General features: G+C 58.3%; 20 protein-coding genes and 4 pseudogenes. 6 read left to right on the top strand and 18 right to left on the bottom strand.

Annotated features, from left to right (window positions below; all coding sequences use genetic code 11):
• Nucleotides 1–206 precede the first annotated feature (206 nt).
• Entirely contained in the window at nucleotides 207–1,103 is an 897-nt protein-coding gene (locus tag FQ320_RS19620; RefSeq protein WP_148475021.1) for a dihydrodipicolinate synthase family protein, read from the bottom strand.
• Nucleotides 1,104–1,114: 11 nt separating this feature from the next.
• Nucleotides 1,115–2,857: an L-arabinonate dehydratase gene (gene araD, locus FQ320_RS19615; protein ID WP_148475020.1), complete on the bottom strand. Its 1,743-nt coding sequence runs from the start codon at nucleotides 2,855–2,857 to the stop codon at nucleotides 1,115–1,117.
• Between the two features lie 160 nt (nucleotides 2,858–3,017).
• Between araD and FQ320_RS19610 the strand changes: the two genes are divergently transcribed.
• Together FQ320_RS19610 and FQ320_RS19600 are read left to right on the top strand one after the other, a co-directional pair.
• The gene (locus tag FQ320_RS19610) at nucleotides 3,018–3,989 is read left to right on the top strand and encodes a hypothetical protein (protein WP_148475019.1); all 972 of its coding nucleotides are present in this window, start codon (nucleotides 3,018–3,020) and stop codon (nucleotides 3,987–3,989) included.
• Nucleotides 3,990–4,166: 177 nt separating this feature from the next.
• On the top strand, nucleotides 4,167–5,210 hold the full coding sequence (locus tag FQ320_RS19600) for a LacI family DNA-binding transcriptional regulator (RefSeq protein ID WP_255509625.1): 1,044 nt from the start codon (nucleotides 4,167–4,169) through the stop codon (nucleotides 5,208–5,210).
• 61 nt (nucleotides 5,211–5,271) lie between these two features.
• Here the strand turns inward: FQ320_RS19600 and FQ320_RS19595 are convergent.
• The 5 genes and pseudogenes from FQ320_RS19595 to FQ320_RS19580 form a co-directional block, all read right to left on the bottom strand.
• Nucleotides 5,272–5,656: pseudogene (locus FQ320_RS19595) on the bottom strand (DDE-type integrase/transposase/recombinase); the annotation flags it as partial.
• Nucleotides 5,631–6,320: pseudogene (locus FQ320_RS19590) on the bottom strand (integrase core domain-containing protein); the annotation flags it as partial. The pseudogenes FQ320_RS19595 and FQ320_RS19590, both read right to left, overlap by 26 nt.
• 32 nt (nucleotides 6,321–6,352) lie before the next feature.
• Nucleotides 6,353–6,460 (bottom strand): annotated as a pseudogene (locus FQ320_RS26915) (hypothetical protein); the annotation flags it as partial.
• A gap of 118 nt (nucleotides 6,461–6,578) precedes the next feature.
• Nucleotides 6,579–6,980, bottom strand: a pseudogene (locus tag FQ320_RS26560) (hypothetical protein); the annotation flags it as partial.
• An 88-nt stretch (nucleotides 6,981–7,068) separates the two neighbouring features.
• Nucleotides 7,069–8,460, bottom strand: a complete 1,392-nt coding sequence (locus tag FQ320_RS19580) for an NAD-dependent succinate-semialdehyde dehydrogenase (RefSeq protein ID WP_148475018.1) — start codon at nucleotides 8,458–8,460, stop codon at nucleotides 7,069–7,071.
• Between the two features lie 204 nt (nucleotides 8,461–8,664).
• Here FQ320_RS19580 and adhP point away from each other — a divergent pair, with 204 nt between their 5' ends.
• The 3 genes from adhP to FQ320_RS26910 all read left to right on the top strand — a co-directional run bounded on the left by adhP (nucleotide 8,665) and on the right by FQ320_RS26910 (nucleotide 10,481).
• On the top strand, nucleotides 8,665–9,690 hold the full coding sequence (gene adhP, locus FQ320_RS19575; protein WP_148475017.1) for an alcohol dehydrogenase AdhP: 1,026 nt from the start codon (nucleotides 8,665–8,667) through the stop codon (nucleotides 9,688–9,690).
• 213 nt (nucleotides 9,691–9,903) lie between these two features.
• Complete coding sequence (locus FQ320_RS26095) at nucleotides 9,904–10,407, top strand: alcohol dehydrogenase catalytic domain-containing protein (protein ID WP_222861657.1); 504 nt, start codon at nucleotides 9,904–9,906, stop codon at nucleotides 10,405–10,407.
• Nucleotides 10,362–10,481 carry a hypothetical protein gene (locus FQ320_RS26910; protein WP_148475015.1) on the top strand — a complete coding sequence of 40 codons (120 nt, stop codon included), beginning with the start codon at nucleotides 10,362–10,364 and terminating at the stop codon, nucleotides 10,479–10,481. Before FQ320_RS26095 ends, FQ320_RS26910 begins: the two co-directional genes overlap by 46 nt.
• Nucleotides 10,482–10,698: 217 nt before the next feature.
• On the opposite strand, the gene FQ320_RS19560 is transcribed toward FQ320_RS26910, so the two are convergent.
• On the bottom strand, nucleotides 10,699–12,306 hold the full coding sequence (locus FQ320_RS19560) for a hypothetical protein (RefSeq protein WP_148475014.1): 1,608 nt from the start codon (nucleotides 12,304–12,306) through the stop codon (nucleotides 10,699–10,701).
• A 536-nt stretch (nucleotides 12,307–12,842) separates the two neighbouring features.
• On the opposite strand from FQ320_RS19560, the gene FQ320_RS19555 reads away from it, so the two are divergent.
• Nucleotides 12,843–13,646 carry a Crp/Fnr family transcriptional regulator gene (locus tag FQ320_RS19555; protein ID WP_148475013.1) on the top strand — a complete coding sequence of 268 codons (804 nt, stop codon included), beginning with the start codon at nucleotides 12,843–12,845 and terminating at the stop codon, nucleotides 13,644–13,646.
• Between the two features lie 93 nt (nucleotides 13,647–13,739).
• On the opposite strand, the gene FQ320_RS25805 is transcribed toward FQ320_RS19555, so the two are convergent.
• The 10 genes from FQ320_RS25805 to FQ320_RS19510 all read right to left on the bottom strand — a co-directional run bounded on the left by FQ320_RS25805 (nucleotide 13,740) and on the right by FQ320_RS19510 (nucleotide 26,596).
• Nucleotides 13,740–13,892: a hypothetical protein gene (locus FQ320_RS25805; protein WP_187393983.1), complete on the bottom strand. Its 153-nt coding sequence runs from the start codon at nucleotides 13,890–13,892 to the stop codon at nucleotides 13,740–13,742.
• The gene (locus FQ320_RS19550; RefSeq protein ID WP_148475012.1) at nucleotides 13,889–14,098 is read right to left on the bottom strand and encodes a F0F1 ATP synthase subunit gamma; all 210 of its coding nucleotides are present in this window, start codon (nucleotides 14,096–14,098) and stop codon (nucleotides 13,889–13,891) included. The genes FQ320_RS25805 and FQ320_RS19550 overlap by 4 nt, the downstream gene beginning before the upstream one ends.
• Nucleotides 14,099–14,359: 261 nt before the next feature.
• Nucleotides 14,360–15,361, bottom strand: a complete 1,002-nt coding sequence (gene argF, locus FQ320_RS19545) for an ornithine carbamoyltransferase (RefSeq protein WP_148475011.1) — start codon at nucleotides 15,359–15,361, stop codon at nucleotides 14,360–14,362.
• Between the two features lie 17 nt (nucleotides 15,362–15,378).
• Nucleotides 15,379–16,611: an arginine deiminase gene (locus tag FQ320_RS19540; protein WP_148475010.1), complete on the bottom strand. Its 1,233-nt coding sequence runs from the start codon at nucleotides 16,609–16,611 to the stop codon at nucleotides 15,379–15,381.
• Nucleotides 16,612–16,638: 27 nt separating this feature from the next.
• Nucleotides 16,639–18,108, bottom strand: coding sequence for an arginine-ornithine antiporter (gene arcD, locus FQ320_RS19535; RefSeq protein ID WP_148475009.1), 1,470 nt, complete (start codon nucleotides 18,106–18,108; stop codon nucleotides 16,639–16,641).
• Between the two features lie 270 nt (nucleotides 18,109–18,378).
• On the bottom strand, nucleotides 18,379–20,277 hold the full coding sequence (locus FQ320_RS19530) for an aspartate:alanine exchanger family transporter (protein ID WP_148475008.1): 1,899 nt from the start codon (nucleotides 20,275–20,277) through the stop codon (nucleotides 18,379–18,381).
• Nucleotides 20,270–21,652, bottom strand: a complete 1,383-nt coding sequence (locus tag FQ320_RS19525; RefSeq protein ID WP_148475007.1) for a glutamate decarboxylase — start codon at nucleotides 21,650–21,652, stop codon at nucleotides 20,270–20,272. Before FQ320_RS19525 ends, FQ320_RS19530 begins: the two co-directional genes overlap by 8 nt.
• Before the next feature lie 102 nt (nucleotides 21,653–21,754).
• Complete coding sequence (locus tag FQ320_RS19520) at nucleotides 21,755–22,978, bottom strand: ABC transporter permease (RefSeq protein WP_255509624.1); 1,224 nt, start codon at nucleotides 22,976–22,978, stop codon at nucleotides 21,755–21,757.
• Nucleotides 22,884–25,619 (bottom strand): ribosome-associated ATPase/putative transporter RbbA, encoded by a 2,736-nt coding sequence (gene rbbA / locus FQ320_RS19515; protein ID WP_187393982.1) that lies wholly within the window; start codon nucleotides 25,617–25,619, stop codon nucleotides 22,884–22,886. The genes FQ320_RS19520 and rbbA overlap by 95 nt, the downstream gene beginning before the upstream one ends.
• On the bottom strand, nucleotides 25,616–26,596 hold the full coding sequence (locus FQ320_RS19510; RefSeq protein WP_148475004.1) for an HlyD family secretion protein: 981 nt from the start codon (nucleotides 26,594–26,596) through the stop codon (nucleotides 25,616–25,618). The genes rbbA and FQ320_RS19510 overlap by 4 nt, the downstream gene beginning before the upstream one ends.
• Nucleotides 26,597–26,789: the final 193 nt, after the last annotated feature.

Genomic DNA, 26,789 nt, shown 5'->3' with positions numbered 1-26,789 from the left:
TTGCCAAGTCGACACCGATAATAGTAACTTCGGACATGGATGCTCCTTCCTTTTGTGATGGCTTTAACACTCACCACAATGGCACATTGCGATGCCGTCGGGAGGGGCATCCACGCCATCAACAGAGTCCCGTGCGGGGTGAAGTTGTCGTCGGGCATGTCGGGCATAGAGAAGTCCTTTGTAAAGATGTCGGGTCAGCCGGAGACTTAAGTCAAACCGTTCTCGCCCAGAAAGGCAGTCATTTTTGCAAGTTGCGGCACGGTCAGCGGCCAGGCGGAAGGCGGACGGGTCGGCCCGCAATCGCGCCCCAGCGCCTGCAACGCCGCCTTCACGCCGGTTACATTGGTACCGTTCATCTCCTCGGCGCGGATATCTTCGAAGGCGCGCATCCCGGCAATCAGCCGGTTGGCCTCGGCGTAATCGCCCGCCTCAAGTGCAGCATGGATCGCGACCGACCGCTCGGGCCAGACGTTGATCAGCCCGCTGGTAAAACCGCGCGCACCGACGGCATAGAAGCTCGGCGCCCAGACCTCTGCCAGACCACCGACCCAGACGATGGCGGGATCGCAGGCGGCCTTCGCCTCGGCCAGTTTCATCGGGTTCGGGGTCGCCCACTTCACGCCCTTCACGCCGGGCACCGCACACAGGTCGGCAATGGCCTTGGTGCCCATGCCGTCGTTGCGCAGATACAGCATCATCGGCAGGCCGCCGGATGCATCCGCCACCGCCTTCAGATAATCCACCGTGCCGCGCGGCGACACGAAGGGGTCGGGCGGCTGATGCACCATCAGTGCCGTCGCCCCGGCCGCAGCCGACATTTTCGCCAGCATGCAGGCGTCGCGGATCCCGCGCCCGACCCCGGCCAGCACCGGGGCGCGACCGTCGACAAGGGCCACGACCTCGCGGGCCATGGTGCAGGCCTCGTCGGTGGTCAGGGCATAGAACTCGCCGGTATTGCCGTTGACGACGGGCATGTGCAGCCCTGCGGCAAGGGCGGTGTCAATGATCGGTGCGAGGCGGTCGGGGGCGACCTCTCCGGCAGCATCATAGGGCGTGACGAGGATGCCAGAGATGCCCGTGAGGGCGGTGTCTAGATCAAGCATGGAAGGGCCTTTCAGAAAATGTCGGGTTCGCCTGCGGCGGCACCAAAGCCGCGTTCCAGGAAGTCGAAGTCGCAGCCAGTATCGGCCTGCCCCACGTGCTTTGAGAACATGTAGCCCCAGCCGCGCTGGAACCGGGGCTCCGGTGGGATCCATGCGGCGCGACGGGCGGCGAGCTCTGCGTCATCCACCACCATGTCGAGGGTCCGGTTCGGTAGGTCCAGCCGCACGATATCGCCGGTCTTCAGCAAGGCCAACGGCCCGCCGACAAAGCTTTCGGGGGCGACGTGCAGCACGCAGGCGCCGTAGGAGGTACCGGACATCCGCGCGTCCGAAATCCGCAGCATGTCGCGGTGGCCCTGCTTGATCAGCGCTTTGGGGATCGGCAGCATGCCCCATTCCGGCATCCCCGGCCCGCCCTGCGGCCCCGCATTGCGCAGCACCAGCACGTGATCCGGCGTGACCTCCAGATCCTCGTTGTCGATTGCCGCCTTCATCTCAGCATAGCTGTCAAAGACCAACGCCGGGCCTTCGTGGACCCAGTATTTCGGATCGCAGGCGGCGGGTTTGATCACCGCGCCGTCCGGGCACAGGTTGCCGCGCAACACGGCCAGAGAGCCTTCGTGATAAACCGGGTTCGACAGCGGGCGGATCACGTCGTCGTTGAAGACCTGCGCGCCCTCAAGGTTTTCGCCCAGTGATTTCCCGGTGACGGTCAGTGCAGTTGTGTCCAGCCGTTCCTCCATCTGCTTCATCAACGCACGCAGACCACCGGCATAGTAGAAGTCTTCCATCAGGTAGTCTTTGCCGGACGGGCGGACGTTGGCGATCAGTGGTGTGGTGCGACCCAGCGCATCCAGATCGTCCAACGTCAGGTCGACACCGGCGCGGCGGGCCATGGCGATCAGGTGCACCACGGCGTTGGTCGAACAGCCCGTGGCCATCGCCACGATCGCGGCATTGCGCACGGCGGCGTCGGTCACGATCTTGTCCGGTGTCAGCCCTTCCCAGACCATGTCCACGATGCGCCGCCCGCAGGCCGCCGACATCCGCTGATGCCCGGCATCCGGCGCGGGGATCGAGGACGCGCCAGGCAGCGTCAGTCCCATTGCATCGGTGATCGCTGTCATGGTGGACGCAGTGCCCATCGTCATGCAGGTGCCGACGGACCGGGCGATACCGCCCTGCACGCCCAGCCATTCCTCGTCGCTGATGTTACCAGCGCGGCGTTCATCCCAGTATTTCCACGCATCGGACCCGGACCCAAGGATACGCCCGGCATAATGACCGCGCAGCATCGGTCCGGCGGGCAGATAGATCAGCGGCACCCCGGCGGTGATCGCGCCCATGATCAGCCCCGGCGTGGTCTTGTCGCACCCCCCCATCAGAACCACCCCGTCGAACGGGTGCGATCGGATCATTTCCTCGGTCTCCATCGCCAGCATGTTGCGATACAGCATCGAGGTCGGCTTTGTGAAGCTCTCATCCACTGACAGCGACGGCATCTCCAGCCCGAAGCCGCCCGCCATGAAGACGCCACGCTTCACATCCTGAGCCCGCTCGCGAAAGTGGCCGTGACAGGAGTTCATGTCCGACCAGGTATTCAGGATGCCGATCAGCGGCTTGCCGCGAAATTCGTCCTCGGACCAACCCAGTTGCATCATCCGGCTGCGATGCCCGAAACTGCGCAGATCATCGGGGGCAAACCACCGCGCACTGCGCAACTGATCAGGTGTGATGCGGCCATCTTTTGGCATGAGAACCTCCGTTGGTGTTGTTAAACATGTATGCGCTTGCATTTAAAAAGGTCAAGCACGACAATTTTCAGTGTTGCGACATTTGCAATTGTAAATTCAGTATATTTTGTAAACAGCAAACCTAATGGCTGGATTTATCGGATGCTGTTGATGTTCGTGTATGCGCATACATAAACGCCTCGTGGGGCGAGGAGCGACTCCGGACGTCAATCAGCGACTGGACCGGCAACGGTTCAAGGGCGGACTACATGAATCTGACACGCCGTATTCTGACGGCTGGCACTGCCGCCATTATGACCGCGCTGCCCTTCATGGCGCAGGCGCAAGACCTGCCCCGCAACATCCGCATGGTGATCGGCTCGACCTCGACCGGGCGACACCTATCAGAACGCCGCCACTCTGCCCAAAAGCCCTGTCGGACAAGTTGGATGACAATATCCGGGTCGATCCGGTCGGCGCGGCAGAAGGCTTTAAGGCCTTGGCCCGCGACAGCCGCGGCACCACGATCATGGTGTTTCACAGTCAATCTTACCTGCAACAGCTTTATGGCGTCGAAGGATCTCCGGACGTTTTCGCCGATTACAACGTCGGCCCGACGATCGCGGTCAACCCCGGCAATGCCTACTTTGTGCCCGCCGACAGCCCCTACAAGACGATGGACGACATCTTTGGCGCAGCAGAGACCGGCACCCCTGTGCGTGTGGCGATCCAGCCCGGCGGCGTGTCGGAGATCGGCTTTACCGCGATGCTGAACGCCGCCCGCCTGCGCGCGCCGGGGTCCGAGGCGAACATCGTGCCGGTCAACGCCGGGGCGCAGTCTGACAAGTATCAGGCGATGTGGGACGAGCTGGCCGACGTGATTAACGGGTCCATCCAAGCGAACGAACAGTTCGCCCAACTGCCCGCCGACGATCCGACCGCGATGCACTTTGTCTGGATCGCCGCCACGCCGGAAACGCTGGCGCAGGGCCCGGAAGAGGGCATGGGTGCGACCAACCGCGATGCGATGCTGGCCTATGCCAGGCCCGCAACCTCTGTGCCGGCAAGTTTGGACTGGAAGTCGCGCCCTTCATCCTCGGGCCATCGGCCGAGATCTATTTCGTCAAAAGTCTGGAAAGCTTCGGTGATCTGACCATCTTCTTTACCAACGCTGGATCGCAGTGATCCTGTGGGTGCTAATTGCGGGGTCGCTGGCCGCATCCCTAATGATCGCCCGCCGTGCCCGCCACTTGAACGACACGCCATCCTGATCCGGGTGGGAAATGAAACGGGACAAGGCGCGGGATTGCCGGTATAGGATCGCCCTGACATGCAGAACCCCGATCGTAAAGACCGCCCTTCCCGCACCGGCGCGGTGACAATGGCAACCGTGGGCCGGCTGGCCGGGGTCAGTCAGGTGACGGTCAGCCGCGCACTGAGCGATCCGGCCAAGGTCTCACCGGAAGCGATGGTCAAGATCCGCGAAGCGATCGAGATTACCGGATACGTGCCCAATGCGATTGCCGGGGCGCTGGCCTCGCGGCGGACGCGGCTGATCACTGCACTGGTTCCATCCATCACCAATATCGTTTATTCCAGCCTCCTGCATGGCTTCTCTGACATCATGCGCGGCGAAGGCTATCAGATCATGTTGTCGGAAACTGGCTTCAACGCCGGGGACGAAGAGGCGGCCATCGCAGCACACCTGTCGCGACGCCCTGACGGATTGTTGCTGACCGGCATTCATCATTCGGTCACGGCGCGGCGGATGCTGATGGCCGCCGCAATCCCGGTGGTTGAAATCTGGGACATGACCGAAACACCGATCGACTGCTGCGTCGGTTTCTCGCATGCGGATACCGGACGACTGGCGGCTGATTTTGCAATCAGTGCTGGGTATCGCCATGCTGCGACACTTTCGGCCGGGGACGAACGGGCCGAGCGGCGGCGCTTCGCTTTTGCGGACCGTTTCGCGACGGCTACTGGCAATACGGTTACAGCCATCGGCCTGCCGATCAGGACCGCAACCCTTGAAATGGGGCGGCAAGGCGTCGCCCGGTTGGTGGACGAAGGCCTCTTGCAGAACCGATTGGAAAGCACCGTGATTCATTGCAGCTCTGATGTGATCGCGCATGGTGCGCTGATCGAGGCGCGGACCCGTGGCTTGCGCGTACCTGAGGATCTGGCCATCATCGGCTTTGGCGATCAGGATTTCGCAGCCCATACTGACCCGTCGCTGACCACGATAAGGATTGACCGGGACCAGCTTGGCCGTGCTGCCGCTGAAGCACTTCTGTCGCGATTTGCAGGCGACACTTCCGCCCCGTCGATCCGTCTCGTTGGGTTTGAGCTGATGCGCCGCGGATCGGCCTAGGTGTTTGATCGGTATTGCCAAGTTGATTGCCCCAGACTGTGAAGGGTTGGCAAAGGCTGGATTATGCGGCCATTTCGGCGGTGTAGTCGGCCCAGAGGCTGAAGGCATCGGAGCGGGCTTGGCGGTTTGAGGCTGCTGCGAGTTGATAGCGGCGGGGGCGGAAGATCAGTTTGACCCGGTCATGTGCAGACAGAAACCTCTGAGCCTGCCGGTGGGATTTGAATCGGTCAAATATCCTCTCTTATTCGGGTCGGCCGGTGCGATACTTCGATCGCGGTGTCTATACCCTTGTGGGCACGGTGGTCAGCGTCCGGGGCTACTGTCATAATCGGGTTGATGTAGCTGCGTAGTTTGTCGGTGATGACGACCCTCGGTTGGCCAAACTTAGCAACCAGCCTTTTGAAAAACCGCTTTGCTGCCTTAACGTTTCGGCGTGTTAGCACAAGGTGACCTGCCCCCCCGCTGGTCCCTCGTTAATAACGAGAGTCTGCGGGTTTCTGATTGGTAGTTTAGTTGGTCGGTTTGGGCAAGCACGCTGGGCGCGGAGCCGTCAAATTGCTCAAGCGCTCGGCGTGCTTCGAGCGGCGTTTGGTTTCCGAGCGATGAGTGCGGCCTGACGGCGTTATATTCGTAGCGCCAAAGGGCAAGTTTCCGGCGAGCATCATCCAGGGTGTCAAAGATTGCCTCGTTCAGCAGTTCGTCGCGCAGGCTCCCGTTGAACGCCTCGATGAAAGCGTTCTGTTGCGGCTTTCCTGGATCAATGTAGTGCCAAGGAACGTCGTGCCTGTCGGCCCATTTCGCTTCGCGGACCTTCGGTTCAGGATGGCGCAACTGGTGAACTCTGTTTCATTATCACTGACAATACAGCTCGGCTTTCCGTAGATCCGGACCAGCGCGTCCAGCTCGCGCGCCACCTTGGCACCCGAGAGGCTGGTGTCCGAGACACAGGTTCTCTCGGCTGCAATCGTCGATTACGGACAGAATGCGGAACTTCCGAGAGGCCCCGAAAGTGTCGGCCAAGAAATCCAACGACCAGCGTGCATTGATCTGCCCTGCTGCTGGCATCGGCGTGCGCGATCCTCGGGCCCTCTTGCGCGCCCGTAGCCGCCTTCGCCCGCCGGGTTGACGCCAGTGCCCACAAATTTCGCACCCAACGATGCCGCCTCGCCCTTGGTCTCGGGCCGCACGTCAGTACCTTCGACAACCGCTCCGAGCCAGTGAGCGGTCGCAATCGCCTGAAGCCCGGCCACGCCCCATCACCAGCACCCTGACCGGTTTCAGTGATCCGACCGCCGTCGTCATACGCGGAAAGATGTGGGCCAGATGCGTCGCACCTAGCAGTGCTGCGTAATAGCCCGCAAGGGTCGCCTGACTCGTTAAAGCATCCAACGCCTGTGCCCGGCTGATGCGGGGAATCCGCTCCTTTGCAAAGCAGGTTATGCCCCTCTCCCGCAGCGCTTTGACCAGTGCAGGATTCTTGTTCTGTTTATGAACGAAATCAGGATGGCGGATGGCTTCATGGCCCGCACCATATCGAGTGGCGGGGGCTGGATGGACAACACCAAATCCGCGTCCTTGACTAGATCAGTCATTTTCGCCACAAAACTTGTATTTTTGAACACTCTACCAGGTAGTTACCGCGTCACCCGCCCCCGACTGAATTGCAACCTCAGCCCCCAAATGCGTCAGCTGGTCAACAACACCCGGAACCATGGCGACACGCCGCTTGCCGGGGTCGGTTTCCTTGAGAACCGCGATTTTGATAGACATCTTGCGCTCCTTGGGGCTTTGCAACGGTGGGTTGGGTTTGGAAACGATGCTGACGGCGGGGGGGGGGGCAAACCGCCGTCATCGGTCGTCAAAATTCGGCGTCGATATCGACAACATCGATCAGTTTGTGATTGACGAATTCCTTGATGCCCAAGCCGAGCAGCTCACGACCATAGCCAGAATTGCGGATGCCACCGAACGGCAAATCCGCTTTGACCATCGTCGGGTGGTTGACAAACACCATGCCGGTGGAGATTTTTTTGGCTACCTCCGCCCCATGTTGGGGATTGGAAGTAAAGACGGACCCCCCGAGTCCGAAGGGTGAATCGTTAGCGATCCGCACCGCGTCCTCTTCGTCCTTGGCCCGGAAGAGCATGGACACAGGCCCGAAGAACTCCCATTTGCGCGCCGGATTGTCCTTACTCATTTCCGTCAGGATCGTTGGCTGCACGAAGTTCCCCTGATCGGGAACCTTCGGGCCAACCTCGGTCGCCTTAGCACCCAGTTCGACAGCGTCTCGGATCCGTTTTTTAACATCCTCAGCCGCGCTTTGCGACGACAGGGGGGCCAGTGTCGTATTTGGATCAAACGGATCGCCTGCCTTGAGCGCCGCCACCCCTTTCGTATAGCGTTCGAGGAATTCATCATAAATCTCGTCTGCGATGATCATCCGCTTGGACGACACGCAGACCTGCCCGCCGTTCCAGTGACGGCCAAAGACGGCCCATTCCACGGTCTTGTCCAGGTCAGCATCCGCCAGAACCACGAAGGCATCCGCGCCACCCAGCTCCAGTGTCGATTTCTTGAGCGCCTTGCCGGCCGCGGCAGCAACGACTGCACCCGCCCCTTCGGAACCGGTCAGTGCGACACCTCTGACAAGCGGATGCGCAATGATCGCCTCGACCTGTTCATGCGTCGGAAAAAGGTTGGTGAATGCGCCTTTCGGCAGACCCGCATCCAGCATCAGCTTTTCACAGGCCTGCGCACTTTGTGGCACGATACCAGCATGTTTGAGAAGGATGGTATTGCCCGCCGAGAGTTGCGGGGCAATGATCCGAGCTACCTGATAATACGGAAAGTTCCACGGTTCGACCGCGAGCAACACGCCCAGGGGTTCGTGAACCAGCACCGCGTCGCCTTCGGCGAGGTCGGCGACGGGCAGTTTCTCGGGCTTGAGCTGTTCTTCGGCATGATCGGCATAATATTCGAAGATCGCTGCTGATAGCTCGACCTCTGCTTTTGCCTCTGCAGTCACTTTGCCCATTTCGAGCGTCAAAAGCTTGGCGAAAGCATCGACGTCCTTACGCAGCAATTCGGCCGCCTTGCGCATGACCGTTGCACGCTTTTCAAAGGAGGTCTCTTTCCACGACTGAAATGCCTTGTCGGCATCTTCTATCGCACGCGTGATCTCAGCATCAGTCGCGGTCGGGAAGGTCTTCAGGACTTCGCCTGTATATGGGTTAGTGGTTTCGTAGGACATAGCCGTCTCCTTGGCGCTGGGATATATTGGCTGCGAACCGCCACTCCCGCGCCCGGTCTGACCCGGCTCGGATGACGTGAGCGACACTCGATACATAAGAAATACGGAGGCTGCCCTTTTCAGAATTGACCTTCGTCAATCAGCGAACCCGCCAATGCGGCATTAGTCTTGGGAATGATTGGCGTTGAACGAGGAGACACGACGATGACCAAGACAATGAAGGCGGCGGTGGTCCACGAATTCGGCAAGCCACTCGTTATTGAACAAGTTCCAATCCCCACTCCGGGCCCCGGCGAAGTGCTGGTCAAGATTGTCGCGACAGGTGTTTGTCATACCGATCTTCATGCGGCGCGTGGCGATTGGCCCGTAAAGCCGACAGTCCCCTTCATCCCCGGCCATGAAGGCACGGGTGTTGTCACGGAACTTGGCGAAGGTGTGACTAATCTCAAGATCGGGGACAATGTCGGGATTGCCTGGCTGCACGATGCGTGCCGCAATTGCGAGTATTGCGAGACCGGTTGGGAAACCCTGTGCGAATCCCAGCATATGAGCGGCTACACCGTAAACGGCACCTTCGCAGAATATGCCATTGGCGCTGCCCCATTTGTTGCTCGCCTTCCCGAGGACGTCGATTTCGCGGAGATGGCCCCGATCCTGTGTGCCGGCATCACCACCTATAAGGGGATCAAGGAAACCGAAGCCAAACCCGGCGAATGGTTGGCAATTTCAGGCATTGGTGGGTTGGGCCACGTCGCTGTTCAATATGCCAAGGCGATGGGCCTCAAGATCGTTGCCCTCGATGTGACGGACGAAAAGCTGGATCTCGCGCGAAAACTCGGAGCCGATGTCGCGGTCAACGCGCTTGATGACGATGCGGCGGAACAGGTGGTCAAGGCCACGGGCGGCGGCGCACATGGCGTTCTGGTGACGGCTGTTTCCGTGCCCGCATTCGGTCAGGCGTTACACATGGTGCGGCGCAAGGGAACGATCGCCTTGAACGGCCTGCCGCCCGGAGAGTTTCCGACGCCTATCTTTGACTTTGTACTCAAGCGGATCACGATGCGCGGGTCGATCGTGGGCAATCGCAAAGATCTGGCCGAAGCGGTGCAGTTCGCGAGCGAAGGCAAGGTCAAAGCGCATATCAGCACTGCCAAACTCGAGGACATCAACGAGGTGTTCGCAAACCTTGAGGCCGGCAAGGTGGACGGCAGGATCGTAATTCGCATGTAGTCGTGCGGGGGGCTGGCTGGTGACGCTGGATTGCCGTCACCACTCCGTTTGAACTCAGGTGCCCAACCCCACGTTGGCCGGTGTTTAGAGACCGCCGGTCTGGAGCGGATCCATTGAGGAGACTAAATTCGAGGCCCGCGATGATATTTGAGCATGCGCATGAGCCGCTCTGGCTTGAGATAGACATGCCTGTGCGGCGAACTTGAACATCCTGTGCTTCCGCTCGTGCCAGGGCATGAGATCGTTGGAACCGTGCGCCAAATAAGGTCGAACTTCACGAACCTCAAAGTGGGCGACCGCGTCGGCGTTCCGTGGCTCGACTGGACCTGTGAGACATGTGCCTATTGCAAAAGCGGGCGGGAAAACCTGTGCGAACGGGCCCGTTTTACCGGGTATCAGATCAACGGAGGCAATGCGGAATATACCGTCGCCGACGAGCGATATTGCTTCCCCATTCCCGCAGCATTCACCGACGTTGAAGCCGCACCGTTGCCTTATGCCGGTCTGATCGGATACCGGCCCCTGCGCATGGCGGGCAGTGCCGAGCGGATCGGCTTCTATGGCTTTGGGGCCGCTGCGCATATCGCAATCCAGATTGCGCGCCATCAGCATCAGACGGTTTATGCGTTTACGAGGCCGGAGCCGGTCAGGGCATTGGGCGTGGCATTGCATTGCGCCTTGCCAAGGATGGTGCCGACATCGCATTGGTCGATCTGAACACCGACAAGATGAGCACCATCGCAGCCGAAATCGAAGACCTTGGCCGCAAGGCGGCGGCTTCGATCAGCTGACGCCAAGAATAAGCGTCCGGTTTTCACATCCCAATCGGATTTAGCGGCCGTCAAGATTGGCGTATTAATTGCCTCGCTTATTGCGGCATCCCTTGGTGTTTTTGTGCTTTGGGCGACTTCTCAGGATGGCGATAAGCTTTGACAAGAAAACTCAAAAAGCTCGAATGCCTCAGGCATCGCCCGCGTCAATTATTTCTTCGGCGAAAGAAGGCCTGTCTCAGTCCACTACGTTCAAACCGACCTTTCGAAAAGCACAGATTATACGTTCAGCGATTTCATCGTTAAGACACCACGTATCGAAATGCCGTCTGATGAGCTTCTCGGCATTCGGCGCGACGGCCAGAAGCCGCTCTTTTTCCAGCAACGCAGACGGCATGTCCCCGGCTTCGACGTGAAACCAAAGGAGCATGAAATGGAAAGCGTAGAACCTCGGCATTGGGCTCTTCTCCATTTCTGCGATCGCGGCCTTGGCATCTTTCGTCATCGCCAGGAATATCGCCTTTGGGATGCGATACCATCCGGGCTGCAAGGGGTTTAAGGCGGCGGCGCGATCCAGCATAGGGATTGCCTTGTCCCATTCTGCAAGTGCCACGTAGCAGATCCCGAACATGGCCAACATGTCGGAATGACCGGGATTGAGTATTAGCGCCCGTTCTACGGATGCGCGAAAGTCCACAAATTGACGCCGATGGAAGTAGGCGATTGCCAGCGATTGTTGCGCCATTGCGCTTTGGGAATCGTATTTAACGGCAAGCAACGCATGATCTAATGCACGATCAAGGACCGCACTATCCGCAACATGCTCCGTCATGGCCCGGTATTCTTCGATCTTGATCAATGCAACGGCCGCTTGGGCATCAGATGACGTGAGGTCGTTTTCAATAACCTTCTTAAGTCCCGCCTTGATCTCAGCCCGGGCCGTCTCATCCAGCGCGATTCCGAGCTCATAATACCGGGATATCCAGCCATAAGCTTCCCACTTAGCCGCCGACTCGGTATTCTCATCCTGTCTGGCGTAGCGCCCAATTGGTCCATATTCCAGTGCAATCCGCGCCGCGATTTGCAAGGACATTTCATCTTGCATCTTGTAGATGTCGCTCGGGTCCAACTGCCCGTTGATTGAATCGGTCAGAATAATTTCATCATGTGCCGCATCTATCAATTTTATATTTGTTTCGACCCGATTTTCCTGAACTCTGAAACTACTTTCGAGCACAAAATCAACATCAAAACGATTATGGATCTCTTCAACGCCCATCCGATCCGATTTGGCTTTCTGCGTGGTCGACCGCGAAAGCACAGAAAGGTCTTTGAACCGCGCTAAATTTGAAATGGTTCCCTCTGTCAAACCGTTCGACAGAAATCCGTGGTGTGTCTCTTGACTAAAGTCCTCGAAGGGCAGAACCGCGATGGACGGCTTGTTTGTCCGACGGGAATTTGCGGCAACAACTGAATCCGTCGGTTTCTCACCCTCCCAAGATACAAAGAAAGTGGGTTCATACCCGCCTTTGGCAATGCTGATATACACAGGGTCGTCAACGCCATCCCGGGCATAGTACTGGTCCAGCTTCTGGCGGAGGGCGCGCGCCTGAACGCGCACGATTGTGTCGGTCTGCGGATCAAAATCCGCGTCCTTGTCAAAGACCTCTAACCCGATCGTGTAGCCCTTGAGGCGATCTGATCGACCGGCAAGACATTGCTCAACCACATAGGTGAGAAAACGCGATAAACGTGGCGCATTACAGAACTGCCGGCTAGCAATAACGCGCGCCAGCTGTGTCTGCACCACCTCGTCTGGCAGCGATGTAACAAGTCGCATGGCCATGGTCCACCTACTGTCATCTGGCCTCCCACACCTCTGGACTCACTGTGAGTCACTCAACGCCGACCCAGAAAGACTTTAACTATGTGTGCGGGGCATCAAGCCCTCATATTTTCTTAGCAGTTTTGCGCAAATGGAACCAGAATGGAACCGCGTGACGACAAATCGCTATCAGCGGCGGACCGCCTGGAAAGGCTAAGTGCCCAGCTCGGTGTTCTCGAAGACCGGATCAAGGCTGACCTGCCATCCTCGTCAGATTGGTTCGTAGAGCAGGTTGCTGAGTTGAGGGCTCAGACGGTTTCAGCACTCGACGACATTCGGGCGCTTCAACCACACCGCCACTCAGTTTCTAGGACCGAACATGACCGTCACTGGCTCGCGCTCAAGGCGGCAACCCAGACATATCGCTTGGTCCTAAATGGTAGTAACCACAAAACATAACCGTGGCACCGGTAAGGAAAAGCAGTCAAAGCGGCACCCTGCCACAGTGAACACGGCCCGAACAGGATGAACGGAAATCTTACACCAGGAGTGGTGAAATGACCTCAAGCGGCCCGCAACTGCCCCCTCAGGATTGGATTGCACGGCGATCAAAGGTCGTGACGTCTCGTCGTGGACTTCCGGCAATTTCGGCGACAGACGCCCGTCCGCGAAGCAGACGCCAAAACGCACCCTTCGTACAGAATAAGACGAACAATCTTTGCACTACAGAGTTGCATTCCTTATTCCGCGACAACTCTTTTGAACAGCATTTTCAGCCCAGCAGCACGGTGTTGCTTCATGATGAACCGGCAGATGCAATGTATCTTGTTGTATCGGGAACGGTTCGTTGTTGCACGATTGATTCAGAAGGAAGTCGGCAAATCTTCCGTTTTGCGACCAAGGGTGAATTCATCGGCATTTCCGATACCAATGTGTGGCACTTTACAGCTGAAGCTGTCGACCACGTGATATTGAGGGAAATTCAACGGGAAATAGTCGAACGCAATTTGAAAATGAATTTGGCGTTACGAGAAGAATTCAGAGAGCAAACCCGCCACTTGCTTGAATGTCGTGAACAACAGCTTCTTTCCCTCATCAGCAAGAAGGCGCCCGAGCGCCTGTTGCATTTCCTGTGTGACTTTGCCTCATCCAGGCCGGCGGCTGGAACCGGCGCTGTTTCGCTTCCCATGTGTCGCCGGGACATTGCCGACCATCTTGGGCTATCAGTGGAAACTGTCAGTCGTGCCTTTACCGATCTCAAGCTCAAAGGGCGGATCGAGCTCGTGTCATCCGAGAAGTATCGGATCGTTCAAGGCATCGATCATGCTACATTGAAACCAGCCGACCCGCACACGGTGTGATACCAATCCAAGGACCTTTGCGAGTCTTCAGGCTGCACAGGGGGGATTGCCCTCTTGTCGAAGGAACGCAATCCCGCATGTCACGTTGCGACACTAGACTGGCAGAACACAATCGCTCGCGTCCATATCAAGTACTGGATCATTGGGGCCACATTCCTGTCCGCTGATCGGATAGTGATCGGGGTCGGTGCATCCTGCAAGGGCAGAAAACACTCCAAGAATGACGATCATCGCTAGTTTGGTCATGGTTTTATCCTTTGTGATGTTTGAAACGTCGTCAGAAACCCATGCAACCCATCCAAGACGGTTTTGTGATACGCCTCGATTGCTTTCGCCGCCTGCTCATAAGGGGCCGAATTGATCGCAGACAGGGTTTTCATCGTATGAACGACGCTGCGGATCCCCCGCATACTGGCCGTTCGACGCCCAAGGGCTTCAAGAGTCTGCACCATCTTTCCCTCCCAAGGTTGCGCGCGCCTTTTGACCCACAGCCACCATTCTGGCGCGGTCATCGTCGGTGAGCGAAGCGTTTTCGCCAATGGGCGCGGCGATATTCCCAAGCTCTCGGGCGGCAGTTGTCCGGAGGCCGACCATGACTTGGGCCGTCGGCCTCACTAAGCCCGTCGAACTATCCCTCCATCGCCGCCACCAGAACAGTGAGCTGCTCTATGGCGGGGATCGCGTTGCCGCCGATGGCTGAGACGACCAGCCCCTCAGGCCCCCAATGTGGCGACAAGAACCGCCTTGATCGTGTGCATCCGATTTTCGGCCTGATCGAAGACGATCGAGGCCTCGCTTTCGAATACCTCTTCGGTGACTTCCATGGCGTCGAGGCCGAATTCGGCCTCAATCTCTGCCCCCACGGTGGTGTCCGTGTTGTGGAAGGCGGGCAGGCAATGCATGAAACACGCGCGCGGATTGCCGGTTTTCTGCATCACGGCGGCGTTGACCTGATAGGGCATGAGCAGCTTGATCCGTTCGGCCCATTTCTCCTTGGCCTCGCCCATCGACACCCAGACGTCGGTATAGACGAAATCGACACCTTTGACGGCCGCATCGACATCTTCGGTGATCGAGATGCGCGCACCGGTTTTGGCGGCAATCGCTTGCGCCTCATCCTGAATGGCTTGGGACGGCCAGCAGGCCTGTGGCGCACACAGACGCACGTCCATGCCCATCTTGGCTCCGCCGATCAGCAGGCTGTCGCCCATGTTGTTGCCGGCATCACCAAGAAACGCATAGGCCACTTCGTGCAGCGGCTTCTCGACGTGTTCCTGCATCGTCAGGAAGTCGGCCAGGATTTGCGTGGGATGAAACTCATTCGTCAGCCCGTTATAGACCGGCACGCCGGAATACTGTGCGAGTTGTTCCACGACATTCTGCCCGAACCCGCGATACTCGATAGCGTCATAAATCCGACCCAAGACGCGGGCGGTATCCTTGACGGATTCCTTGTGCCCGATATGCGACCCTGTTGGCCCCAGATAGGTGACACGGGCGCCCTGATCGTAGGCCGCCACCTCGAACCCTACGCGGGTGCGGGTCGAATCTTTTTCAAAGATCAGCGCGATGTCCTTGCCCTGCAGTGTCGGCACCTCGGTCCCGGTGTATTTTGCGACCTTGAGGTCTGCGGCGAGTTTCAGCAGGAACGCAATCTCGCGCGGGGTGAAATCGCGCAGGGTCAGGAAATGACGGTTTTTCAGATTGAAAGCCATTGTGGCAACCTTTCGGATTAAATGGGGTCACGGGCGGTAGGGCAACTCATGCAATGGCCGCCACCACGACCGCGGCCAAGCTCGGCCCCGGGGATGGCCAGCACCTCGATCCCGGCGGCTTTCAACGCCGCGTTGGTGTCGTCGTTGCGGTCATAGCCGATGACCACACCGGGCCGCAGGGCCAGCACGTTGTTGCCGTCGTTCCACTGCTCACGCGCGCGCTCTTCCTCGGTGGTTCCGCCAGTGGGTACGATGGTCAGGCTCTTGTAACCGAGCACTTCGGCGACGATGTCGAAAATCGGACGTGGATCATGGCGGAATTGCAGGGGAGCAGATCCCTCGCCGGGCCGGATGTCATAGCAAACCAGTTCGTCAGCGACCTCCTTGAATGTCGTCACCACATCGCCGCCACAGAGCGTGAACACGGTATCGAGGTGCATGGCGGCGCGTGATTTCGGGATCGCGAACGCCAGGACACGCTGCGCTGCCCCCGTGTCGAACAGCGCCTCGGCCAGTTGTCCCACCCCTTGCGGAGATGATCGCTCGCCCATGCCGACCAGCACTGTGCCATCGCCAACGGGCATGATGTCTCCACCTTCCAAGGTCGCCAGCCCGTGCTCGACGGTCGGGTCGCCAAAATGCACCGTCGTCTTTCCGGCAAATTTCGGGTGGAATTTGTAGATCGCCGTGTTCAACAGAGTTTCGGGCCGCCGCGCCGCCCAATGCATCGGATTGACCGACACCCCGTCGTAGATCCAGGCCGAGTTGTCCCGAGTGAACAACGCATTGGGCAGCGGTGGAAGGATGAAGCCGTGATCACCAAGATAGCTGCCAAAGAGACCCGTCGGCTTGAACGGCAGATCGTCACCGGCCAAACCGCCCAACAGGAACTCGGCCAGTTGCGCGCCGGGCAATTCATCCATCCACGCACGCAGCTCCGACATCATGCCGACACCGATCTGGTCCGGCACGATCCGGTGATCCAGTATCCAGGCGCGGCCTTTTTCGCTTTCCAACGTTTCCGCGAGCAGGTCGTTGACGTCCAGCACCTCGACCCCTTCGTCGCGCATGATGCCGGAAAACACATCATGATCTTTCTGCGCCTGCTTGACCCAGAACACATCGTCAAAGAGCAACGCCTGGCAGTTTTCTGGCGTCAGCCGTCGGTGGGCCAGACCGGGGCGGCAAACGATCACCTGCCGAAGCTTGCCCGTTTCGGAATGGACGCCCAGAGTTTCAACATTGGTCATGACACTTAATCCTTAGATATTTATACTTTACAAAGCGCTGATCGCGCCGGTCCACATCAGGTAGCCAGCCACCAATGCGGCGGCGACCAGCCCTGTGGCGATCAGGATTTCGATGGGTTTGAAGGCGCGCGCTTTATGCGACCAGCGTGCCCAGATGTAGATCGGGATGCCCACTGCATAGAGGATCGCGCACATCAGCAGATATGTGGGACCAGCCGCGTAGACGAGCCATGCGCCGTAGACGGTAGCCAACCCGCCAATGGCCATGTCCAACACCCGCCCCTCATGGTCTGCATAGCTTTCGCCGCTCAGCGCGAGTTTCAGCGCGTAGGCCCCTGAAAAAACGTATGGGACGAGGATGGCGGTGGAGGCGATGTAGAACAGCGCCAGATAGGTGGAGTTGGCATAGAGGGTCACGATCAGGACGATCTGGACGCAGATATTCGTGATCCAGAGCGCACCGGACGGAGAGTTGTTGTCATTTTCCGTGGCGAACACCTCGGGCAGCATTCCCTCTTTGGCGGCGCGATACGGGATCTCGGCGGCCAGGAGAGTCCAGCTCAGGAATGCCCCCGCAACCGAGATGACAAGACCGATACGCACGACCACAGACCCCCATGGCCCGACAATCGACTCAAGCACATTAGCCATGGAGGCGGCGGCCGGAAGGCCCGCAAGTTCAGGCTGAGTCATGACACCCAGAGACAGAAGCGACACCAGAAGATAAAGAAGAAGCACAGTGACGAACCCAAGGATTGTCGCCTTGCCTATGTCACTGCGTTTTTTTGCCCGTCCGGACCCGACGCTTGCCCCCTCGATCCCGATGAAGACCCATAGCGTCACCAGCATGGTGCTTTGCACCTGGGTCGTGATGCTGCCCAGCGACAAATCCTCAGTGCCCCAGAAATCAAGCTGGAAGGTCGGCAGATTGAAGGCCACCAATGCCAGAACGATGAAAAGGAAGATCGGCGCAAGTTTGGCGATAGTGGTGATGGTGTTGACAATGGCCGCCTGGCGCACGCCCATCAAGACCAGGGCGTGAACCAACCAAAGCGCGATCGAGGCACCCACGATGGATTGCCACGTGTTCCCCTCGACACCGAACGGTGCGTAGAAATAGCTGAGCGCACCGAAGATCAGAACCACATAAGACACGTTCCCGATCCACGCGCTAAGCCAATAACCCCACGCGCTGTTAAAGCCGACATAGTCCCCGAACCCGGCGCGCGCATAGGAATACGGTCCAGCGTCCAGTGCAGGTTTGCGGGTCGAAAGGTTGCGATAGACAAAGGCCAAGGCCAGCATCCCGATCCCGGTAATGAGCCAGCCGATTGTGACGGCACCGGCCGACGCTCCGCGGGCCATGTTTTGGGGAAGACTGAAAACGCCGCCGCCGATCATGGAGCCGACCACAAGCGCTGTGAGGGGTAAAAGACCCAGTTTGCCCGAAGCTTCGGTATCCGTATTTTCTTGCGTCGCAACAATATCGCTCGGCATCTGATTTCTACCTTTCAATAACGGGCATTCGCTGGAACCCGGAATGTCCAGGTGAAGCGCCATGTGCGGGAGATCCCACAAAGATCCCCTGCTTTCTTCCGGGGCCTTGCCTTCGAGGAGCATTGGAGGACCGGTCGATTATCCACGTCTGACAGGAATTCGGTATTCAGGATTGACCTGCGTCAATCATCGAGTGCGCCGCAGTACCTTTTTTTCCTCGGGAACCGAGGACCCCAGAGACCACGGGTGAATGCGGACGCGGCCCTGGGGTCAGGAAAAGATCATGGAGAAATATCCACCGATCAGCGCCAGAACCGTCGTCAGCGCGTAACTCACCGGATAAGGCACAGCGGCGACCGAGCTCTTTGATTCCTCTATGATCGCGTTCAGGCCCGGTGTGCTGTTGCGAGCGCCGGTCGTGGCACCGTCCGCGATGATCGAATTGAGCTTGAAAAGCTTGATCCCGACCCAAAACGCGATGAAAGGCGGTATCAATGCGCCCGCCACCCCGATCAGTGCCAACCAAAGGATAGTATCGCCGCCGAGCGCGGAAATGACCTTTGGCCCCACGTTGGCCGACAGGACCGCGACGAAAGCGTTCAACCCGAAATCCTGCAGAAAGCTGCGGGCACCTTCGTGCACCGGACCGCCGAATTCAGGGTTTCGGCTGCGGAAATAACTGACGGCCACACCGGCAAGGATACATCCGGCCGACGTGCCAAGCGCAAAAGGGATGCCCGAAACGGTGATGGTGGCGATCCCGACGAGGTAGCCAATCAACATGGCAAGGGCGAGATAGAGAACTTCGGATTTGAACGTGGGCAGAATGGTATGCCCGCCGAGCCGTTTCGCAGCTTTCTGCAGTGCCGCGTCCGGTCCTGTCAGGCGCAGAACATCGCTGAACCGCACCTCGGTTTCTGGCCCGACTGGAATCTCATAGCCCCCACGAAACAACGCCTGTACAGCCACGCCGCCGGTGCCATCCTTCGAAAGTTCCGACAAGGTCTTTCCCGATGTTGCGTGCGATCCGACGTGCACATCGGCAACCTCCATCGGCACATTGCGTGCGAGCGGCTCGTCGGATTCAGGGCCGATCAATTCGCCTTCTTTCAGGATCAGATCGTGCACATCGGCACGCACCGTGACGATATCGGCCTCAACGACGGTGGGATCTCTGCTCAGGTCCAGTATTTCCCCATCGCGCACGATGCGCAGGATAGGAGCTTCGGGGAAATCACTGGCCAATTGCGAAACAGTGCGGCCCTTGAAACTGTCGTGCGTCACGGCAAAGGCGCGCAGATCGTATGGGGAAAAACCCATCTCCAATGCCCCTGGTGCACCGGGCACAGGATGTGTGGCCCCTCCGCTATAGGCGGCCTCTGCCAGTTTCGCATCGGCTGCGGCGTCGTGGCCGAAAATCCGCGGCAGATAGCGGATCAGCAGAATGATGCCCAGACTCGACAAAACGTAGCTGATTGCATAGGCGGCAGCCATGTTCGCGCCCACCTCTTCGATGGTCATGCCAGCTGGTGGGACATAGGCACCACTGGTCAAAGCGCCCTGCCCCACGCCCAAAATTCCCGTGATCGTATAGCTTCCCGAAATCAATCCGGTTGCATAACCCGGTGCAAGCCCGACAAGCTTTGCGCCGTAGTAGCAGATGACCCAGTTCAGAGCCCAAACGATCAGCCCGATCCCGACAAAGGCCAACCCACCCTTACGCAAACCCGAAAAGAACTGCGGACCGACCTTCAGTCCAAGCGCATACATGAACAAGAGCAGCATGAATGACGACAGGATTCCGGGGATCGCATAAGTGATGTCATAGGCGGCCTCTGCGCTCATCGAAATCGCAATCCCCACAAGCAACGTCCCTGCAGTGGAGCCGAGTGATATGCCCTTTAGGCTCAACCGTCCGATCATGGTGCCCAAGGCAAGTGCGAGCAGGACGAACGCGATCGGTTGGTTCCCCAGGAGCTGGAAAAACCCATGAAGGCCCGCCTCGGTGACCGGTTCGATCCTGCCGAAAACCTGCCCGATCACCCCTCCTTCTGACGCGTTAGCGCCGTCTTGCGCTGCGGCTGTTCCTGCCATCGCAACCGAGCCCATCCAGGCAAGCAGCCCGATCCGAAAAACCCTCGCGACTGACGTCGCGTTTGCCTCAGCCATGGTGAAATCCGGGTTTCGCAGTCGAGTTCGGAACCGGGTTTTTCGACAAATGCTCAATGCCGCGCTTCATATCCTCGACAAGCAACGAAACCAGATCACGGCTGACGCCATGCCGGATCAAAATGCGTTGTACGACCGTATCCTCGCGATCGTTCGGCAGCGGGTAGGACGCGATCTGCCAGCCGCGCATTCGTACGCGTTCGGACAGATCGTAAAGCGTGTAGCCATGGTCCTCTTCCGTCAGTTTATATGCGACGGCCGGAAGCCCGCCATGGCCGTCATAGACCATCTCGAAAGGTCCGATCTTGGCCAGTTCAGCGCCCAACCATTGCGCGGTGTCGGAACACGCCTGTTGGATTGCAGTATAGCCTTCGCGGCCCAGCCGTAGAAAATTGTAATATTGCGCGATGATTTCGCCGCCGGGGCGGGAAAAGTTCAATGCAAAGGTCGGCATATTACCACCCAGATAATCGACGTAGAAGATCAGTTCCTCCGGCAAATCCTGCCTTGAGGCCCAAATCACCCAGCCGACACCCAGCGGGGCAAGCCCGTACTTGTGGCCGGAGGCATTGATGGACCGCACCCGTTCGATCTGAAAATCCCAAACCAGATCGCGCTGGATGAACGGTGCGATGAACCCGCCAGAGGCAGCATCCACATGGATTGGGATATCCAGTCCAAGATCACGCTCCATGGCGTCCAGTTCGTGCGCCAGCGCCTCTACCGGTTCGTATATTCCGGTGAACGTCACCCCCAGTGTCGCGACGACACCGATCGTGTTTTCGTCACAGTGTTCACGCAAATCCTGAGGCTGGAGGCCAAGGGCGTCGCCTTTAAGTGGCACTTCACGGATTTCAACGTCGAAATAGCGGGCGAACTTCTTCCAACAAATCTGTACCGGTCCGGTCACGATGTTGGGTTTGCTGGCATCCTTGCCTTCGGCCTCGCGCCGCGCACGCCACTTCCATTTAAGGGCAAGCCCGCCAAGCATCGCCGCTTCGCTCGATCCGGTGGTCGAGCAGCCGATCGTCTCCCACGATTTTTGCGCATGCCAAAGGTCCGCGATGATGTGCACACAGCGGTTCTCGATCTCGGCGGTCTGCGGGTATTCGTCCTTGTCGATCATGTTCTTGTCGACGGATTCGGTCATCAACTGCTTGACCTCGTCGTCGACCCAAGTCGTGCAGAACGTAGCGAGGTTCTGGCGCGCGTTGCCGTCCAACAGGAGTTCATCATGGACGAGCGCGTAGGCTGCGTGCGGTTCGGTACGACCGTCTGGCATCCGATATTTCGGCAAGCTGCGTTCGGACGAAGCCGTCGAATATACATCTTCGATGACCGAATGATCGTGATGTTTCACGGGGTGAATGGGCATACTTCTGCTCCTGTCGAAATGAATGATTCACTTGCCGAAACTAGCAAGAGGTGAGCCTGCAAGATTGACGAAGGTCATTTGGCGGTCAGAGAGCACCCCGCCTTAAGTGCTGGTGGCCATCGATTGGCGAAACCGGGTAAGGGCTATCACGAAAAAGACGATACTCAGCGCCGCCATTATGACCAGGTTCGTCCAGACGGTCTCCAGCCCGGCTCCGCGATAAAGTATCGCCTGCGAAAAAGCGACAAAATGGGTGGACGGCGCGATCTGCATTACGGTCTGCAGCCAGTTCGGAATACTCTCCATCGGCGTCGTGCTGCCGGATAACAGGTTCATGACCACCAGCACCGGCAAGGCCAATAGGCCGAACTGAGGCATGGACGTCGTGAAGGTGGCCAGCAGAATACCCAGTCCTGTTACAGAAACCAGATACACCACAGTGCCCGCCACAAACAGTGGGATCGATCCGGCAATGGGCACGGCCAGCACGCCCTGGATCACGATCCACAGCGACAATACGGCCCCGATGACAATCGCCAGACCATTGGCCCAGATCTTGGCCATCATGATTTCAGATGGAGAGACGGGCATGACCAGAAGATGCTCGATCGTTCCGTGTTCGCGCTCCCGGATCAGGGCGGCACCAGTAAGCAACACGGAAAGGATGGTGATGTTGTTGATCACCTGCATGACCGAAGAAAACCATGTCGATTGCAGGTTTGGGTTGAACTGGGTCGTCACGATCAGATCGATGGGTAGCCTGCTCGCAGTATCGTCGCCGGAGACGAATTTCGCGACCTCGGTGGTAAAAATTTCCTGAAGAAAGACCGACCCGTTACCTGCCTGGACCATGGCCGTTGCGTCCACATTAAGTTGGACGGACGGTTGCCGCCCGGCCAGGACATCGGCCTCGAAACGGGGTGGAAACGAGAGCACAAAAACGTAGTCGCCATTGTTCATGACCTTGTCGACCTCGGACGTCGATATCTCCACCGGCGTGTCGAATTCGGGCGGAAGGATCGCGCCGACAATCCGGCCTGTCAGGTCGGAACGGTCCTGATCGACATAGGCGACCGAGGCATTGATAACCTCCAGTTTCGCTCCCGTAGCGACAGCGTAGACTGCGAAACTGAACACATAGATGATCAGAAAGATCAGCACCGGATCGGCGCGCAGACTGCGCAGCTCTTTCAGGCCAAGGCGATACACATTTGATAGCCATTGCATCATCTTATGTCTCCTGTTTGCGCAGTGCCAGGATGGACACCGCAACGAAGAAGAGCGAAAAACCAAGCAATGCAACGTGGTTCTGCCAAAGCTCGGCAAAGCCCAAATCCTTGGTGAACGTGCCGACGCTGATCTGCTGATACCAACCCGACGGAAAGCCTAAGCCGATCAACCGCCCGCTGCCGGAAAGGGACGATACCGGGACCAGAAGACCCGAGAAATTCACCGCCGGAATGATCGCGATGATGGCAGTGGCAAAGGTAGCTGCCACTTGCGTCTTGGTAAAGGCCGAGACCAATACGCCGAACCCGGTGGTTGCCAGAACATAGAGGAAAGTTCCCACCAAAAGGGCCATACCGGACCCTTTGATCGGAACATCGAAAACAACATAGGCCACCAGTAACAGGGTTACGAAACTGAGCATGGCAATGACAACATAGGGCAGCTGCTTGCCCAACAGGAATTCGGTCCGCGTCACGGGAGTTGAGCGAAAATTGGCAATGGAGCCGGTTTCCTTTTCGCGCACAACGCCCATTGCGGCCATCATCGAAGGGATCAGAACAAGCATGAGCATGATAACCGACGGCACCATGGCAACGACGCTGATGAAGCCCTGATTATACCGAAATCGCGTCTCGATCCCCGCAGCGCTCGTATCAATCGGTTCGCCATACGTCTGCTCAATCTGGTTCTCCATGTAAGAGACGGCCAAACCTTGCAGATAACCGCGCGCCGTCTCTGCCCGAAACGGCATGGCTGCATCGATGGCGACACTTACTTCCGGCTGTCTGGATCGCAATAAATCCCGTCCAAAATCCGGCGGGATCTCGATTGCGATTGCGATGTCCGCACTTTGAAGCCGTGCTGCCAGCTCGGCCGTGCTTTGGGCCGGTGCTTGTGCGGCGAAATAGCGAGAGCCGGAAAACGCTTCGAGAAGTGTTCGGCTTTCAACCGACTGATCTTGATCGAAAACTGCGTATCGCAGATCGGTGACATCAAACGAAATGCCATAGCCAAAGGTCAGCATCAAAATGACAGGCCCAAGAAACGCAAATGTCAAACGCAACGGATCGCGTAAGATTTCCATCGCTTCACGCCGTGCGAACGCCCACATACGGGCGAAATTGATGCCACCACGTCTGTCGGGCCCCTGATTGCCCGGTTTTACGGTAATTTGAGGAGTTTCCGTGGGTGTGCTCTTGTCACCTGCCTCTGTCGCGTCGCGCAGGTATTGTATGAAAGCATCGTTCAAGTCTTCGGTGTTCTTGGACTTCGCGATCTCGGCGGGCGTTCCAACGGCAAGCACGCGCCCGGCATGCATCAGGGAAATGCGGTCGCATCTCAGGGCTTCGTTCATGAAGTGAGTTGAAATGAAGATCGTCACACCATCGTTGCGCGACAGCCCGATCAGATGCTGCCAGAATACATCGCGCGCGATAGGGTCGACGCCCGATGTGGGTTCGTCAAGGATCAGAATTTCGGGCGAATGGATGACCGCAACGGCAAGTTGCAGGCGCTGGCGAATACCCAATGGAAGGGCATCGGGCCGCTCATCCGCGACGTCCTCCAACTCGAATGTCGCCATCATTTCGGCGACCCGCCCTACTCGGCTTTCCACTGGAAGCTGATAGAGTTCGGCGTGCAGCTGGAGGTTCTGGCGCACGGTTAATTCGCTATAGAGAGAAAAGGACTGGGACATATAGCCCACCCGCTGGCGCGTCTGCATGTCGCCCACATCCAACGTCTCGCCAAACAACAGTGCCTGTCCGGCGCTCACGGGCAGCAGACCAGTCAGCATTTTCATGGTCGTGGTCTTGCCACAGCCGTTCGAGCCGAGAAATCCGAATATCTCGCCCCGCTCAATTTCGAAATTCACCGAGTCCACAGCAACGAAATCGCCGAACTTTCGCGTCAGGGACTTCGCCTCGATTGCGGGCGGTCCTTCCGAGGACTGCCGGGGCGGCACGACAACATCATGGTGTCCGCGGCGCGCATCCTCGGGCAACATGGCGATGAACGCTTTTTCCAGTGTCGGCTGGCCCGCGGCCTCCCGGATCTCGGCAGGGCTTCCCGTTGCGATGACCTTGCCGTCGGACATGGCCGCCAGCCAGTCAAAACGCTCGGCTTCTTCCATGTAGGCCGTGGCCGTGATCACGCTCATCTTCGGACGCTGTGCCCGGATCCGGTCGATCAGATCCCAAAACTGCTGCCGCGACAGCGGATCGACACCCGTTGTCGGCTCATCCAGGATCAAGAGATCAGGATCATGAATCAGGGCGGAGCAAAGCGACAGCTTTTGTTTCATACCCCCTGACAGCTTGCCCGCAGGACGATCCGTAAAAGGATCAAGGCCCGTCGCCTGCAACAGGTCGGCGATACGCGCACGCCGTTCCCCCTCGGATTGTGCAAAGAGTCTGCCGAAGAAATCGAGGTTCTCGGTGACCGTCAAAGTGGGATAGAGGTTCCTGCCCAGACCTTGCGGCATATAGGCGATGCGGTAATTGCACTCTTTCAGATGGGCGCGAGTGCGGATGTCTCCACCCAGGACCTGCAGGTCACCCGTTTGGACTTTCCGAACTCCAGAAACCAGGGCAAGCAGCGTCGATTTGCCAACGCCATCAGGGCCGATCAACCCCGCCATGCACCCCGCAGGAACGTCCAGACTGACATCATCCAAAGCGACCGTCGCTGGATAGCGCTGCGTCACTCCGGAGAGCCGAACCACCGATGATGCGATCATTGGGGGAGATGTATTGCAAGGTCGGCGGGCCATGCAGCACCTTCATCGACCAGAACATATCCCACACCCGGTACCCCGCCGCGTGCGCGGTCCTGATAGTCTGCCAGCAGCTCAGGTGCGATCGTGAGCCTGACCCGGAACATCAGCTGGTCTCGCTCTGCTTCGGTCTCGACTGATTTAGGTGTGAACTGTGCTGTGCTTGCGACGAAGGTGACAGTTGCGGGGATGATATAGTCCGGGATGGGATCCAGGATAATCCGGGCCTCCGCCCCTGTCGCCAACCGACCCGCGTCGCGTGTCGGCAGAAAAATTGTCATGTACATATCGGACAGATCCGTGAGCGTGACCGCGCTGCTGCCAGCCGCCAGCACCTCGCCCGGATGGGTCAGTACATACTGCACACGGCCGGCCCGAGAAGCTGTGAGACTGGCGTCGTCGATCAGGCTTTCTACACCTTCAACAGCTGCCGTCGCAGCCGCAATCGTCGCGTCTGCTAAAGGTATTCCAGCTTCGGCAGCGGCAAAAGCCGCCTGCGCTGTTTCAAGAACGGTCCGTTGCGCGTCCAACTGCGCCTGACTGTTGAACCCATCATCGGCCAGTTGATTGACCCGCGCGAAATTCGCCTCGGCGGTCTCCAACTCAGATCGCCTCTGACGCAGCAAGGCCTCGGCTTGCAGTTTTTGCTGTTTTGCCTGAAGAACACTGGCCTGTGCCTGGTGCAATTTGGCTTCCAGCTCATCGGTGTCGAGCCGCGCGACCAATTGACCGGGCTCCACCCAATCCCCCTCGGCAACCAGAACCTCGGCGACACGTCCTGGCAGCTTGGTCGCAATCTCGATCCGTTCGGCTTCAAGGCGGCCGTTGGACATGGCGATGCCGTCCGGCAGGCCCGAACTCTTTGATGCCTGCCACCATACAAACGCGGCGGCGACGGCCACGCCCAACACGATCACCGCAGCAATCAAGCGTTTCTTCATGTCAACTGTCCCATCCATGGAGCTGCCGTGACTGCACGTTAAGCAGGATCACGCTTTCATTCTGTGATGTGAGAGCTTTACCAAAGCGATTGGCGCGACGATTGACGTACATCAATCAGTGACCGGCCTCCCGGTTTATATCTGAGCCAAGTCTTCAATGATTTGGTAGGATGCAAACGATGGCCAAGATCAC

Source organism: Oceaniovalibus sp. ACAM 378 (assembly GCF_008085915.1).
Taxonomy (GTDB): domain Bacteria; phylum Pseudomonadota; class Alphaproteobacteria; order Rhodobacterales; family Rhodobacteraceae; genus Oceaniglobus.
This window is presented reverse-complemented; position numbering and strand designations above follow the sequence as displayed.